General features: G+C 66.4%; 12 protein-coding genes. 6 read left to right on the forward strand and 6 right to left on the reverse strand.

Translation table 11 applies throughout. From position 1 onward, the window contains the following. Positions 1–18 precede the first annotated feature (18 nt). The gene (locus tag AC1RLW_RS04185) at positions 19–1,005 is read left to right on the forward strand and encodes a Bug family tripartite tricarboxylate transporter substrate binding protein (protein WP_307590183.1); all 987 of its coding nucleotides are present in this window, start codon (positions 19–21) and stop codon (positions 1,003–1,005) included. A gap of 49 nt (positions 1,006–1,054) precedes the next feature. On the opposite strand, the gene AC1RLW_RS04190 is transcribed toward AC1RLW_RS04185, so the two are convergent. The 6 genes from AC1RLW_RS04190 to AC1RLW_RS04215 all read right to left on the reverse strand — a co-directional run bounded on the left by AC1RLW_RS04190 (position 1,055) and on the right by AC1RLW_RS04215 (position 5,838). Beyond that, entirely contained in the window at positions 1,055–1,840 is a 786-nt protein-coding gene (locus tag AC1RLW_RS04190; RefSeq protein ID WP_062471282.1) for a peptidylprolyl isomerase, read from the reverse strand. 129 nt (positions 1,841–1,969) lie between these two features. After that, complete coding sequence (locus AC1RLW_RS04195) at positions 1,970–2,251, reverse strand: BolA family protein (protein WP_159276950.1); 282 nt, start codon at positions 2,249–2,251, stop codon at positions 1,970–1,972. Further along, positions 2,248–2,787: a septation protein A gene (locus AC1RLW_RS04200; protein ID WP_062471286.1), complete on the reverse strand. Its 540-nt coding sequence runs from the start codon at positions 2,785–2,787 to the stop codon at positions 2,248–2,250. The genes AC1RLW_RS04195 and AC1RLW_RS04200 overlap by 4 nt, the downstream gene beginning before the upstream one ends. Then, positions 2,784–3,197, reverse strand: a complete 414-nt coding sequence (gene msrB / locus AC1RLW_RS04205; RefSeq protein ID WP_070060682.1) for a peptide-methionine (R)-S-oxide reductase MsrB — start codon at positions 3,195–3,197, stop codon at positions 2,784–2,786. The genes AC1RLW_RS04200 and msrB overlap by 4 nt, the downstream gene beginning before the upstream one ends. Continuing rightward, on the reverse strand, positions 3,194–4,675 hold the full coding sequence (locus AC1RLW_RS04210) for a protein adenylyltransferase SelO (RefSeq protein ID WP_493192287.1): 1,482 nt from the start codon (positions 4,673–4,675) through the stop codon (positions 3,194–3,196). The genes msrB and AC1RLW_RS04210 overlap by 4 nt, the downstream gene beginning before the upstream one ends. A gap of 71 nt (positions 4,676–4,746) precedes the next feature. After that, positions 4,747–5,838: an AraC family transcriptional regulator gene (locus AC1RLW_RS04215; RefSeq protein ID WP_139701692.1), complete on the reverse strand. Its 1,092-nt coding sequence runs from the start codon at positions 5,836–5,838 to the stop codon at positions 4,747–4,749. Between the two features lie 149 nt (positions 5,839–5,987). Between AC1RLW_RS04215 and AC1RLW_RS04220 the strand changes: the two genes are divergently transcribed. The 5 genes from AC1RLW_RS04220 to AC1RLW_RS04240 all read left to right on the forward strand — a co-directional run bounded on the left by AC1RLW_RS04220 (position 5,988) and on the right by AC1RLW_RS04240 (position 14,363). Then, positions 5,988–7,826 (forward strand): carboxylesterase/lipase family protein, encoded by a 1,839-nt coding sequence (locus tag AC1RLW_RS04220; RefSeq protein WP_493192288.1) that lies wholly within the window; start codon positions 5,988–5,990, stop codon positions 7,824–7,826. 79 nt (positions 7,827–7,905) lie between these two features. After that, the gene (locus tag AC1RLW_RS04225) at positions 7,906–9,792 is read left to right on the forward strand and encodes a CocE/NonD family hydrolase (protein ID WP_493192289.1); all 1,887 of its coding nucleotides are present in this window, start codon (positions 7,906–7,908) and stop codon (positions 9,790–9,792) included. A gap of 114 nt (positions 9,793–9,906) precedes the next feature. Continuing rightward, complete coding sequence (locus tag AC1RLW_RS04230) at positions 9,907–11,550, forward strand: 3-(methylthio)propionyl-CoA ligase (protein WP_070060678.1); 1,644 nt, start codon at positions 9,907–9,909, stop codon at positions 11,548–11,550. A gap of 140 nt (positions 11,551–11,690) precedes the next feature. Continuing rightward, positions 11,691–12,920: a branched-chain amino acid ABC transporter substrate-binding protein gene (locus tag AC1RLW_RS04235; protein WP_062471303.1), complete on the forward strand. Its 1,230-nt coding sequence runs from the start codon at positions 11,691–11,693 to the stop codon at positions 12,918–12,920. A gap of 201 nt (positions 12,921–13,121) precedes the next feature. Then, positions 13,122–14,363 carry a branched-chain amino acid ABC transporter substrate-binding protein gene (locus AC1RLW_RS04240; RefSeq protein ID WP_062471306.1) on the forward strand — a complete coding sequence of 414 codons (1,242 nt, stop codon included), beginning with the start codon at positions 13,122–13,124 and terminating at the stop codon, positions 14,361–14,363. The last annotated feature ends 2 nt before the right edge of the window (positions 14,364–14,365 follow it).

Below are 14,365 nucleotides of genomic sequence, written 5' to 3' on the forward strand. Positions count from 1 at the left end.
GAAACTCCGGAGAACCTCATGACCCAGCGCTTCCGTTTCCCGCTCGCCTCGCTCGCCTGCCTTGCCGCTGGCCTGGCGTGCATCGTGCCTGTCGCCCACGCGCAGGACGCCTATCCGTCCAAGCCGATCCGCATGGTCGTGCCGTTCCCGCCGGGCGGCAGCATCGACATGACGGCGCGCCTGGTCGGCCAGAAGCTCTCGACGGCGCTGGGCCAGCCCGTGCTGGTGGACAACCGCCCCGGCGCCAGCGGCAACATCGGCATGGACTACGTCGCCAAGGCGCCCAAGGACGGCTACACCTTGCTGATGGTGCACACCGGCCTGGCCTCCAACGGGCACATGTTCGCCAAGCTGCCCTATGACCCGATCAAGGATCTGGCACCCGTGATCCGCGTGGCCGACCAGCCCAACGTGCTCATCATGAATCCCAAGTGGACGTTCAAGAACGTCGGCGAGCTGGTGGCCTATGCCAAGGCCAACCCCGGCAAGCTCAGTGTCGGCACCTCGGGCGTGGGCGGCCCGCAGGACGTGGCCGCGCGCCGCTTCATGCAGATGACCGGCACCGATCTGCTCAACGTGGCCTACAAGGGCGGGGCGCCCGCGCTGTCCGACCTCGTCGGCGGCCAGATCGACATGATGTTCGAGACCTCGCCGACCGCCGTGCCCTACGCCAAGAGCGGCAAGCTGAAGGCGCTGGCGGTCACAGGTGACAAGCGCGTGTCGACCTTGCCCGATGTGCCGACGGTGGCCGAGTCCGGCGTGCCGGGCTATCGCTTCATGGGTTGGGTCGGCCTGGTGGCGCCGGCCGGAACGCCGGCACCGGTCATCGCCAAGCTCAACGAGCAGGTGCAGGCGCTGCTCAAGAACGCCGACACGCAGAAGCAGTTCACCGACCTCAGCCTGGAAGTCATCGGCGGCTCGACGGCGGACTTCACGAGTTTCGTGCGCAAGGAGTCGAACGACTACGCCCGCTTCGTGAAAGACTTCAACATCACGCCGCAATGAAAAAAGCCCCGCGATTGCGGGGCTTTTTCTTGGGCGCTGGGCCGCAGGCTTACTCGACCTTGGCCTTCGCGCGCAGGTCTTCCTGGTACTTCTGCAGGCGCTGCTGCTGCAGCTGCTGCGTGATCTGCGGCTTCACTTCTTCCAGCTTCGGCAGTTGGGCCTGGCGGATGTCGTCGACGCGGATGATGTGGTAGCCGAACTGGGTCTTGACCGGGGCAGGGGTGGTCTCGCCCTTCTTGAGCTTGATCATCGCTTCCGAGAACTCGGGCACGAAGCTGGCGGGGTTGGCCCAGTCGAGGTCGCCGCCGTTGGCGCCCGATCCCGGGTCCTTGCTCTGCTTCTTGGCGATGTCTTCGAACTTGGCGCCCTTCTTCAGGTCGGCCATGATCTTCTTGGCCTGGTCTTCGGTCTCGACCAGGATGTGGCGGGCCTTGAATTCCTTGCCGCCGTTGGCTGCCACGAACTTGTCGTACTCGGCCTTCACGTCGGCGTCGGACACCGCGTTGGTCTTGCGGTAGTTCTCGAACAGCGCGCGGATCAGGATGGCCTGGCGGGCGAGTTCGAGCTGGTTCTTGTAGTCCTCGGTGGCGTCCAGGCCTTGCTTTTGCGCTTCCTGCATGAACACTTCGCGCGCCACGATCTCCTCGCGCAGCTGGCTTTGCATCTCGGGCGTCACCGGGCGGCCGGCGGCAGCCAGCTGCTGGGCCAGGACGTCCATGCGGGCCTTGGGCACCGGCTTGCCGTTGACGATGGCTGCGTTCTGCGCCAGGGCCGACAGGGGGAGTGCACCGATCAGCGCTGCGGCCGCAACGGCCTGCAAGATGTGTTTTTTCATGAAATGAATATCAGGCTGGAGAGGAAATGCGCGTGTAGGAAAAGGCGCGGGAAAGAAAGCAGGAATCAGGAGAAAAGAAGGAGAGGGTGGGCGGCCGCGGCGAACGCGGCAAGCAACCGATTGGACGACTCAGAGCACCTCGATGGCGATGGCGTGCAGACCCTGTGCGATAAAAACTTGGAGGGCATCATACACAAGCCGATGCCGCGCCACGCGGGGCTTTCCGTCGAACAGCGGGGACGCGATGCGCACCCGGAAATGCGTGCCGTAGCCCTCGGCGTTGGCACCTGCATGGCCCGCGTGGGCGGCGCTTTCGTCGATCACTTCGAGCTGCGTGGGCGAAAGCGAGGCGCGCAGCGCCGCCTCGAGCGCGGCCACGGTGGGCAGGGGGAAGGTGGTGGCGTCGGTCATGCGGTCGGCTTGTCTTCCTTGAGGTGCGGCGCGATGTACAGGCCCTGCGCCACCAGGAAGACGATCGGGAACACATAGCCCCAGAGCTTGAAGTTGACCCAGGCCTCGGTCGTGAAGTACGCCGCCACGTAGCCGTTGATGAGCGCCATGAACAGGCAATAACCGATCCACGCCACGTTGAGCCGGCCCCAGATGCGCTCGGGCAGCTCGAGCTGTGCGCCCAGCAGCATCTTCAGGAAGTTCTTCTTCAGCGCCCACAGCGCCACCGCCAGCGCGACGGCCATGGCGCCGTACAGCACCGTCGGCTTCCATTTGATGAAGCGGTCGTCGTGCAGCACCAGCGTGAGCGTGCCGAACAAGAGGATCAGCACCAGCGTGGCCTTCTGCATCGCCTGCAGCTTGCGTTCCATGGCGTAGATGACGGCCATCTGCACCACGGTGGCGGCCATCAGCACGCCGGTGGCGGTGTAGATGTCGGCGAACTTGTAGGCGCCGAAGAACAGCAGGATCGGAAAGAAGTCGAGGAGCAGTTTCATTTCTTCTTCTGGAAGTCGAGCGACGCCGAGTTCATGCAATAGCGCAGGCCGGTTTCGGTGGGGCCGTCGGGGAACACGTGGCCCAGGTGGGCGCCGCAATTGGCGCACACGTTCTCGGTGCGCACCATGCCGTGCGAGCGGTCGACGATGTTGCGGATGGCGCCCGGCACCGCTTCTTCGGAGAAGCTGGGCCAGCCGCAGCCGGCGTCGAACTTGGTGGCCGCTTCGAACAGCTTGGCGCCGCAGCAGATGCAGTGGTAGGTGCCGTCGTCCCAGTGGGCTTCGTACTTGCCGGTGAAGGGGCGTTCGGTGGCGGCGTGGCGCGTCACCTCGAAGGCGGCGGGTTCGGCACCCTTCTCAGCGAGCAGGGCTTTCCATTCGGCGTCGGTTTTCTGTACGGGCGTGGTCATGAGGAGCAGCTGATTTCGATCGTGGAGGCCCAGTCGGGCGGGAAGCCGGCGTAGTCGTCGGCACCGGGGTGTTCTTCACATGGGGTTTGGAGCAGCGTCAGCAAGGTTGCCACACCCGCGTGGTCCTTTTGCTGACTGGCTTCGATGGCCTGCTGGCCCAGGTGGTTCCGCAGCACGAACTTGGGGTTCGATTTGAGCATCAAATCGGCCGCATCCGACCGCGAGGTCTGCGAGTGGCGCTCCGAAAAAGAGAGCGCCCACGCATCGAAGCCGGCCCGGTCGAGGAACAGGTCGCGCACCGGCTCCACGTTACCGTCGGCCATGTGGTTCGACAGGCGGCGCCAGAAGATGGTGTGGTCGACCTTCTCGGCCGCCATCAGCTTGAGCACGCCCTCGATCAGCGCGCGGTCGCCCTCGGCGGGTGCCGTGAGGCCCAGCTTGGCGCGCGTGCGGTCTTCGAAGGCGTTGGGGAACACGGTCTTGTACGACTCCAGCGCGGCCACGGCGATTTCCTGGTCGCCGATCAGCGGCAGCAGCGCCTGCGCCAGACAGAACAGGTTCCAGTAGGCGACGTTGGGCTGCTGGTTGAAGGCATAGCGGCCCTGGGTGTCGCTGTGGTTGCAGATGTGGCGCGGGTCGAAGCCGTCGAGGAACTGGAACGGCCCGTAGTCGATGGTGAGCCCGAGGATGCTCATGTTGTCGGTGTTCATCACCCCGTGGCAGAAGCCCACGGCCTGCCACTGGGCGAGCAGGGCGGCGGTGCGCTCGCTCACGGCCTCGAGGAAGGCGGCGTAGGCATTGCCGTTGAAGCGCGCGGTGGTGCGGCACTCGGGGTAGTAGCGGTCGATGACGTAGTCGGCCAGCGCGCGCAGCTCGTCTTCGCGCTGGTTGGCGGCGAAGTGCTCGAAGTGGCCGAAGCGGATGAAGCTCGGCGCCACGCGGGTCACGACGGCGGCGCTTTCCAGCTCTTCGCGGCGCACGCGGGCGTCGGAGCCCGTCACGCACAGTGCGCGCGTGGTCGGAATGCCCAGGCCGTGCATGGCCTCGCTGCACAGGAACTCGCGGATGCTCGAGCGCAGCACGGCGCGGCCGTCGCCGCCGCGCGAGTAGGGCGTGCGCCCCGCGCCCTTGAGCTGCACCTCGAGCCCGCCCTCGGTCTCGCCGAGCAGGATCGCGCGCCCGTCGCCCAGTTGCCCGGCCCAGACGCCGAACTGGTGGCCGCTGTAGACCGTGGCGAATGGCCGAGTGCCCGCGACCGGCAGGCTGCCGGTGAGGGCGGCAAGCGTCGTGTCCGACTCGCGCCAGCCGGGCGGCAGGCCCAGCTCGCGCGCCACGGCGTCGCTGTGGCCGACCCAGTACGGATCGGGCAGCGGCGTGGGGCGCAGTTCGGTGAAAAAAGCGGGGCCCAGCGTCGAGAAGCCGGGCTTCCAGCGCAGGCCCAGGTCGGCGACCGGGGTGTCTTCGGCTAACAAGCTCATGCCCGGATTGTCCGGCAGCGCGCGAAACCCCTGGCCGCGGAGGCCATCGGGCGCGTGGGGCGGGGCGCCGCTCAGTTCAGCAGCGCGCCGCGCAGCGCCCCGGCGCCGTCGAGCGCGAGGCTGGCGCGGTACTGGGCCGGCGGCAGGCCGAACCAGCGCTTGCAGGCGCGAAAGAAGTTGCTGACGTCCACGAAGCCCAGCCGGTCGGCCACGTCCGCGAGCGTGTGGCGCTGCTCGGCCAGGTACTGCTTGGCGAGTTCGCGGCGGGTGCGGTCGAGCAGTGCCTGGAACGACACCGACTCCTCCTGCAGGCGGCGCTGCAGCGTGCGGTCGGCCAGCCCCAGGCCCGAGGCCACGTCCTGGCGGCGCGGCTCGCCGTGCTGCAGCCGGCGCGCGATCTCGGCGCACACCAGGCTGGCGGTGGTGGTCTGTCCCAGCAGGTTGAGCTGGTCGTCGAGCAGGTGCTCCTGCATCTCGCCCAGCGCCGGGTGGTGGGTGGGCAGCGGCATGGTCATGTCGGCCGACGACAGCAGCACGCGGTTGGCGGGCGCGTTGAAGCGGATCTCGCAGCCGAAGGCCTCGCGGTGCAGCCGGTCGTTGGCCGGCGGCGGGTAGACGAACTCCATGGCCAGCGGCTGCAGCTCGCGCCGCGTGAGCCACTGGCACTGCATGAGCACGGTCAGCAGGGCGTACTCGACGCGCTGGCGCGGGATCGGCAGGCTGCCGCCGGTGTGCTCCATGACCATCCAGCAGCCGCGCGCGTCGGACTGCAGCGAGAACGCGGTGGCGTCGGAGATCACGGCCATGTAGCGCGTGAGCCGCGTGAGCGCCGCGCCCAGGGTGGGGCTGCAGGCCATGGCGTGGCCCACGGTGCCCAGCTTGCTGTGCGTGGCGGCCAGGTCGCGGTCCAGGCCCAGCGTGGGCCGCCCGGCATGCGCCACGGCCACCTGCCACAGCACGGAGATCTCGTCGACCGGGATGCGCGCGTTCTGGCGGTGCAGCGAGTCGGGGTCGAAGCCGGCATCGCGCAGCAGCGTGGGCACGTTCAGCCCCTCGGCCTCGAACATCGACAGCACCCCCTCCAGCCATGCGGCCGAGCTGGTGCGCAGCTCGGGCTGCGGACAGCCGGGGCGGCGCGACGGCCGGCGCGAATGGCGCGGCAGGGGGGCTTCTGAAGTCATTCGATTGGCTCGCTTGCGATAGCGGTGAAAACAGGGCCGGTTCCTAGAATTTTTCCAGTGCACGGCGGCCCGGAGTATGGGTGCCGCGCGCCAAGCCAGGAATTCCGATTAACCCGGTGTGGAGACAAAACATGAAGACAACGACAACAGCACAAAACCAGGGTGCGGCAGGACAGACGGCGATGGCGCGCGCCATCGCCACCGTGGCCACGCTGGCCGCCGCGGCGGCGCTTGCAGCCTGCGGTGGCGGTTCGTCCGGGACGACCGCCTTTCCCGTGTTGCCGCCTGCACCGGCTCCGGCACCCGCGCCCGCTCCGGCACCCGCCGCCGACGGCCCGATGGTGCGCCAGACCACGGCCGGCAAGGTCGAGGGCACGGACGAGAGCGCCAGGAATGGCACCTGGTCCTGGAAGGGTGTTCCGTTCGCGCAGCCGCCGGTCGGCGCGCTGCGCTGGCGCGCACCGGTCGAGCCCGAAGCCTGGACCGGCATCCGCCCGGCCAAGACCTTCGGCAACGCCTGCCTGCAGATCGGCCGGATCTTCAGCCCCGGCACCAGCAACACCTACGACGCCACCATCGGCACCAACCTGGGCAAGCCGGTCGGCAGCGAAGACTGCCTGTTCGTCAACATCTGGCGTCCGGCCACCACCGAGAAGAACCTGCCGGTGCTGTTGTTCATCCATGGCGGCAGCAATATTTCGGGTTACACGGCCGATCCGCTGTACGACGGCGCGGCGCTGGCCAAGGCCACCAATGCGGTGGTCATCACCGCCAGCTACCGTCTGGGCATCCTGGGCTTCTTGAACATGCCGCAGCTGCGACCGGGCGGCACGGCGGGCGACGACTCGGGCAACTTCGCGCTGCTGGACAACATGGCGGCGTTGCGCTTCATCCAGGGCAACGTCGCCAACTTCGGCGGCGACCCGGGCAATGTCACGCTGTCGGGCGAATCGGCCGGCGCGACCAACCTGCTGTCGGTGATGACTTCGCCGATGGCCAAGGGCCTGTTCCACAAGGCCTTCGAGATGAGTGGCGGCATTTCGCTCAATACCAATCTGCCGCCCGGGACGCTGCCGACGCTGCAGCCGGCTTCGGCCTCGTTGACGCAGGGCCAGACGATCCTCGAAAAGCTGCTTGTCGCCGACGGCACCGTGGCCGATGAAGCGGCGGCCAAGGTGTATATCGGCACGCGCTCGCCGGCGCAGATCGCCGAGTACCTGCGTGCGCAGGAGGGTGGGGCGCTGCTGACCAAGGTCACTGCTGCCGGGCAGGGTTCCGTTGCGCCCATTCCCGACGGCACGGTGCTGCCGTCGGACCCGATCGGTGCGATCGCGGCCGACAAGTACGTCAAGGTGCCCATGCTCGCGGGCAACACGCGCGACGAAGGCAAGCTCTTTGCGTCGCTGCTGGGATCGCTGGGCATCCCGGGCCTGAAGGCGGGCTGGATCGTCAAGGACGACGCGCGCTTCTCGATGATGTTCAACTTCAACCCCGATGCTGCGCCCACGCTCACGGTGGACCACATCATCGACCCGTTCTACCTTCCGGTAGACAAGGCCGGCACCGGCTACAACGCGGCCACCGCGCTCATCACGAAGGGGCTGTTCGAGGCCAACCGCGACAACCTGCTCAACACCATGAAGACGCGCCAGTCGAACATCTGGCACTACCGTCTCGACTGGTCGCAGGAGGCCGCGCCGTGGAACGACGTGTACGGCGCATCGCACGCCTTCGACCTGCCGTTCGTGTTCGGCAACTTCGAGGGTTCGCTGCTGAGCAACGTGATGGGCGGCAAGGCCAACGAGAAGGGGCGCGTGGCGCTGTCGAAGGCCGTCATGGCCAGCGTCGGGGCCTTCATGCGCAACGGCGATCCGAACACGCCCGAACTCGGTGTTACCTGGGGAACGTGGCCCTCGCAGTTGCTGCTCGACGCCACGCCCACCGCCACGAAGATCACCGCGGCGCCCTGATACAGGGGACCGCCGTCCCGCCCCGAGACGCGCCTGGGCAACGCATGCCATCCATCAAAACGATAACGGAGACAACACCTTGAGAATTTCCACGCCCCCCCGCCGATGGCACCTTGCCGCGTCGCTGCTTGCCAGCGTGGCGGGCCTTGCGGCCTGCGGCGGCGGCTCGTCGGGCGGCAGCGGGTTCAGCTTCTTTCCGCCCGCCGCCGAAACGCCACCCGCGCAGCCGCCGGTCACGCCCGAGGCGGGCCCGGTCCGCAAGTGGGGCTACATCACGCTGCCCGACGGCAACAGGATGCGCTATTCGCTGCTGCTGCCCAGCGGAGGCAGCGCCACCTATCCGCTGCTGGTCGAGTACGACGGCTACAGCTCGGGCTCGGCCCCGAACATCGGTCAGCGCTGGCTGGCCGAGGGCTATGCGGTGATGGGCCTCAATGTGCCGGGCACCGGCTGCTCGACGGGCGACGACCAGGTCTTCGACGCCAGCACCGGCGCGGCCGGTGCCTTCGCCCTCGAATGGGCCGGCAAGCAGCCATGGTCGAACGGCAAGATCGGCATGATCGGCTACTCGTACTCGGGCTACAACCAGCTGTGGGTGGCCGCGCACCGGCCCAAGGGCCTGCTGGCGATCACGCCCAGCAAGAACGTGACCGATCCGTACCGCGACGTGGGCTACCCGGGCGGCATCAAGAACGTCGGTTTTCCCGCGCAGTGGTGGGGCGGCTTCCCGGCCACTTGGACCCGCGCGGCCGCGCTGGCCGCCAAGCTCGACGGCGACACGGAGTGCGCCAAGACCGTGGCCGACAACATCGAGAAGCTCAAGCGCCCCGATCTCGACCTGACCAAGTGGCTCGAGAACCCGTACGCCGACGGCCTCTACGTGAAGCGCAGCGCGTTCTACGAGACCGGCAAGATCGACATTCCCGCACTGGGCACCCAGTCGTGGCAGGACGAGCAGATCGGCCCGCGCTCGGGCTACTACGAAGACACCATGGCGCCCGAAAAGATGTGGCTCATCAGCTCCAACGGCGACCACCACACCAACGTCACCTCCGACTACATCGACGGTACGCTGAAGCGCTTTCTCGCCCATTTCGTGAAGGGCGAGGACAACGGTTTCGAGAAGGAGCCGCGCGTGCGCCTGCTGCAGGAAATGCAGCAGACCGACCAGAAGGCGATCAACGGCGCCGCCAAGCTGAAGCAGACGGGCGTGGCCGAGTTCGACCGCCTGCCGGTCAAGGTCAAGCCGATGCGCCTGTGGATGCAGCCGGGCGGCGTGCTCGCCGACGCCAAGCCGACCGTCGGTGCGGCCTCGTCCGACTACCGGTATCCGGTGAAGAGCCCGGTGGTGAACAACCCGGCCGCCGAAGGCTGGCAGGCCGTGGCCGATGCCGAGAAGGACGGCCAGCTCACCTTCACCACCGCCGCCTTGCCCGAGGACCTGAGCTTCTACGGGGAAGGCTCGGCCGACCTGTACCTGAGCGCCACCGCCGACAGCACCGACCTGCAGGTCACGGTGTCGGAAGTGCGGCCCGACGGCAAGGAGATGTTCGTGCAGCGCGGCTGGCTGCGCGCCTCCAAGCGGGCGCTCGACGCCAGCCGCTCCACCGAGCTGCGCCCCTTCGGCGACTTCACCCAGCCCAAGGAAGCGCCGCTGCAGGCCGGCCAGCCCAACCTGGTGCGCATCGAGATCCAGAAGTTCGCCCATGTCTTTCGTGCCGGCTCCAGCATCCGCGTGACGGTGGACTCGCCGTCGCAGACCGGCTTCTGGCTGTTCGGCAACGACACGAGGCCGTCGACCAACACGCTGTGGCACCAGGGCGCGAACGCGTCGAGCATCGTGCTGGGATACGTCGCCTACCCGCATGCGGCCGATCGGCCCGAGTGCGGCAAGACGCTGCGCCAGCCGTGCCGCACCAACGTGGTGACGGTGCCCGCGGGCACCGGTCCGAAGGCGCCCACTTGAGCCGCTTCGTTCAATCATGCAGTGCGGGTTTGTGTCATTGTGCAAGTGGCCGAAGCTTGCGTGAATCTCTCGTTCGCAACGCTTTTTGAAGTCATTTCACATAGGAGTCCGTAGATGCTGGGTTTGATGCAAGACCAACCGCTTTTGATCTCGTCGCTGATCGAGTTCGTCGAGCGCCACAACGGCGACGGCGAGATCGTCTCGCGCCGTGTCGAGGGCGATATCCACCGTTGCACCTGGAGCGACATCGCATCGCGCGCCAGGCAGGTGGCCAATGCGCTGGATGGCGAGCAGCTGCTGTTCAGCGACCGCATCGCCACCCTGGCCTGGAACGGCTACCGCCACCTGGAGCTGTACTACGGCGTGAGCGGCAGCGGCCGCGTGCTGCACACCATCAACCCGCGCCTGCACCCCGACCAGATCGCGTGGATCGCCAACCATGCCGAAGACCAGATCCTGTGCTTCGACCTGAGCTTCCTGCCGCTGGTGCAGGCGGTGCATGCGCGTTGTCCCACGATCCGGAAATGGGTTGCACTGTGTGATGCCGACAAGCTGCCGGCCGACAGCGGCGTGCCCAACCTCGTGAGCTACGAGGCCTGGATCGGCACGCAGTCCACCACCTACGATTGGCCCACCTTCGACGAGAACTCGGCCTCGAGCATGTGCTACACGAGCGGCACCACGGGCAACCCGAAGGCCGCGCTGTACAGCCACCGCTCGACCATGCTGCATGCCTACGCCGCCGCGCTGCCCGATGTCATGCGCATCTCGGCGCAAGACTCGGTGCTGCCGGTGGTGCCGATGTTCCACGTCAACGCCTGGGGCATTCCGTACTCGGCCGCGCTGGTGGGCTGCAAGCTCGTGTTCCCGGGCCCGTCGCTCGACGGCAAGTCGGTGTACGAACTGATCGAGTCCGAAGGCGTGACCTTCGCGGCGGGCGTGCCCACCGTGTGGCAGATGATGCTGGGCCACATGCAGACCAACGGCCTGAAGTTCAGCAAGCTGAACCGCACCGTCATCGGTGGCTCGGCCTGCCCGCCGGCCATGATCACGGCGTTCCAGGAGAACTACAACGTCGAGGTGCTGCATGCCTGGGGCATGACCGAGATGAGCCCGCTGGGCACGCTGTGCACGCTGAAGAACAAGCACTTGTCGCTGCCCGCCGACGCGCAGCTGCAGATCCGCATGAAGCAGGGCCGCGCCATCTTCGGCGTCGACATGAAGATCGTCGACGGCAACGGCGACGAGCTGCCCTGGGACGGCAAGGCCTACGGCGACCTGTTGGTCAAGGGCCCCTGGGTCGTCAAGGAGTACTACAAGGGCGAGGGCGGCAACCCGCTGGTCGCCGACGCCGCGGGCCGGGGCTGGTTCCCCACCGGCGACGTGGCCACCATCGACGCCGAGGGCTACCTGCAGATCACCGACCGCAGCAAGGACGTGATCAAGTCCGGCGGCGAGTGGATCAGCTCCATCGACATCGAGAACATCGCCGTCGCGCACCCGGCCATCGCCATGGCGGCCTGCATCGGCGTGTTCCACCCCAAGTGGGACGAGCGCCCGATCATCGCGGTCGTGAAGAAGCCCGGCGCCGAAGTCACCCGCGAGGAGCTGCTGAAGTTCTACGAGGGCAAGACCGCCAAGTGGCAGATCCCCGACGACGTGGTGTTCGTGGAGGCCATCCCGATCGGCGCCACCGGCAAGATCCTCAAGACCAAGCTTCGCGAACTGCTCAAGGACTACAAGCTGCCGGGCCTCTGAAGCACGGCCAAAGCCCACCCGCACTGTCGCGCACGCGATAGGAAGGCTGCCCCGGCGGCTTTCCTTCCGGGCATTCCCTGTGCGGCGAAGAAAAGGGCGCTTGTACGCTGGCGTCCCGCCTTTCAACCAGGAGACTCTTCATGCACTTCGGTATCAAGTCAGTGGCCGCCTGCGCCATGTTGGTGAGTGTTTCAGCGTCGTTCGCCCAGAAGGGCGAAACCGTCAAGATCGCCTGGCTGGACCCGCTGTCGGGTCTGATGGCGGCCGTGGGCACCAACCAGCTCAAGACGACCCAGTACCTGGCTGACGAGTTCAACAAGAAGAATGCGTCGGGCGTGAAGTTCGAGATCATCGCGATCGACAACAAGCTGAGCCCGCAGGAGACCACCGCGGCGCTGCGCTCGGCGCAGGACCAGGGCGCGCGTTACATCACCCAGGGCAACGGCTCGGGCCCGGCGCTCGCGATCATCGACGCCGTCGAGAAGAACAACGCGCGCAACCCCGGCAAGGAACTGCTCTACCTGAACTACGCGGCGGTCGATCCCGACCTCACCAACAGCAAGTGCAGCTACTGGCACTTCCGCCTCGATGCCGACACCTCCATGAAGATGGAAGCGCTGACCACCTGGATGAAGGACCAGGCCGACATCAAGAAGGTCTACATCCTGGGCCAGAACTACTCCCACGGCCAGCAGGTGTCCAAGTTCGCCAAGGACAACCTCAAGACCAAGCGCCCCGACATCCAGATCGTGGGCGACGACCTGCACCCGCTCGCGCAGGTGCGCGATTTCTCTCCGTACATCGCCAAGATCAAGGCCTCGGGCGCCGACACGGTCATCACCGGCAACTGGGGCTCCGACCTCTCGTTGCTCATCAAGGCGGCGAACGACTCGGGGCTGGACGTCAAGTTCCTCACGTACTACGCACCGGGCGCCGGCACGCCCACGGCCATGGGCGCCACCTCGGCAGGCAAGGTCTACACCGTGGCCTATGCCCACTACAACATGGGCGGCGAAATCCAGCGGCTGCTGACCGGCTACAAGAAGAAGATGAACGACGACCTGACGCAGTCCTCGATCTATCACACCTTCGCATTGCTCGATGCCGCTTTCGTGCAGACCAAGTCGACCGACCCCGTCAAGGTGGCCGCGGCGCTCGAAGGCATGAAGATCAAGAGCTTCAACGGCGAGGTCGAGATGCGCAAGGCCGACCACCAGCTGCAGCAGGGCCTGTACATCTCGCGCTGGGAGAAGGCCAGCGCCAAGTACCCCTACGACGCCGAGAACACCGGCTACACCAACGTCCCCGTGAAGTATTACGAGTCGTATGTGGCGAGCACGCCCACGACCTGCCAGATGAAGCGCCCCTAGGCGTCTTTGTGAACGCATTTCCTACCCATCGGTAGAAGATACCTACCGCCGGGTAGCAAAAGAAGGAAATGCACTGTCGCCTGCGCGATAGATACGTGCCTTTGCAGCCCCTTCCTTACGGGCATTCCCTGAGGGGTGGGGTGGCAAAGACTTGTACGCTTGTGCAGCGTTTTTGATATCGGTTTGACCAGGAGATATAGATTGAAGTTCGCTCTGAAGATCGCTACCGCCGCCGTGCTCGCGGCAAGTGCCACCGGTGCCCTTGCCCAGAAGGGTGAGACCGTCAAGATCGCGTGGCTGGACCCGCTGTCGGGCCTGATGGCGGCCGTCGGTACCAACCAGCTCAAGACCTTCCAGTTCCTGGCCGAAGAATTCAACAAGAAGAACGTGGCCGGCGTGAAGTTCGAGGTCATCGGCATCGACAACAAGCTCAGCCCCCAGGAAACCACCGCCGCGCTGCGCTCGGCCATGGACCAGGGCGCGCGCTACGTGGTGCAGGGCAACGGCTCCGGCCCGGCGCTGGCCATCATGGACGCGCTCGAAAAGCACAACGCCCGCAACCCGGGCAAGGAAGTCGTGTACTTCAACTACGCGGCCGTCGATCCCGACCTGACCAACAGCAAGTGCAGCTACTGGCACTTCCGCCTCGACGCCGACACCTCCATGAAGATGGAAGCCCTGACCACCTTCATGAAGGACCAGGCCGACATCAAGAAGGTGTACCTGATCAACCAGAACTACTCGCACGGCCAGCAGGTCGCGAAGTACGCCAAGGACAACCTCAAGACCAAGCGCCCCGATGTGCAGATCGTCGGCGACGACCTGCACCCGCTGGCCCAGGTGCGCGACTTCGCGCCCTACATCGCCAAGATCAAGGCCTCGGGCGCCGACACCGTCATCACCGGCAACTGGGGTTCCGACCTCGCGCTGCTCATCAAGTCGGCCAACGACGCAGGCCTGAACGTCAAGTTCTACACCTACTACGCCGTGACCAACGGCACGCCGACCGCCATGGGCGCGGCCTCGGACGGCAAGGTCTACATGGTGGGCTACAGCCACTACAACGCGCCGGGCCCGATCGCGCCGATGATGAACGAGTTCAAGAAGCGCTTCAACGAAGACCTGTACACGACCTCGCCGTACACCGTGTACGCGATGCTCGCCGAAGCCTTCGTGCGCACAAAGTCGACCGACCCCGTGAAGGTGGCGGCCGCCATGGAAGGCATGAAGTTCAAGAGCTTCAATGGCGACGTCGAGATGCGCAAGTCCGACCACCAGCTGCAGCAGGGCCTGTGGATCACGCGCTGGCAGAAGGCCGACGCGAAGAGCCCGTACAGCCCGGAGAACACCGGCTACACGCTGGCACCGGTCAAGTACTACGAGCCCTACGTCTCGAGCACGCCCACCTCGTGCCAGATGAAGCGACCCGGCGGCGCCTCCTGATC

The sequence above is a fragment of the Variovorax sp. GW822-FHT04A09 genome (assembly GCF_058801005.1).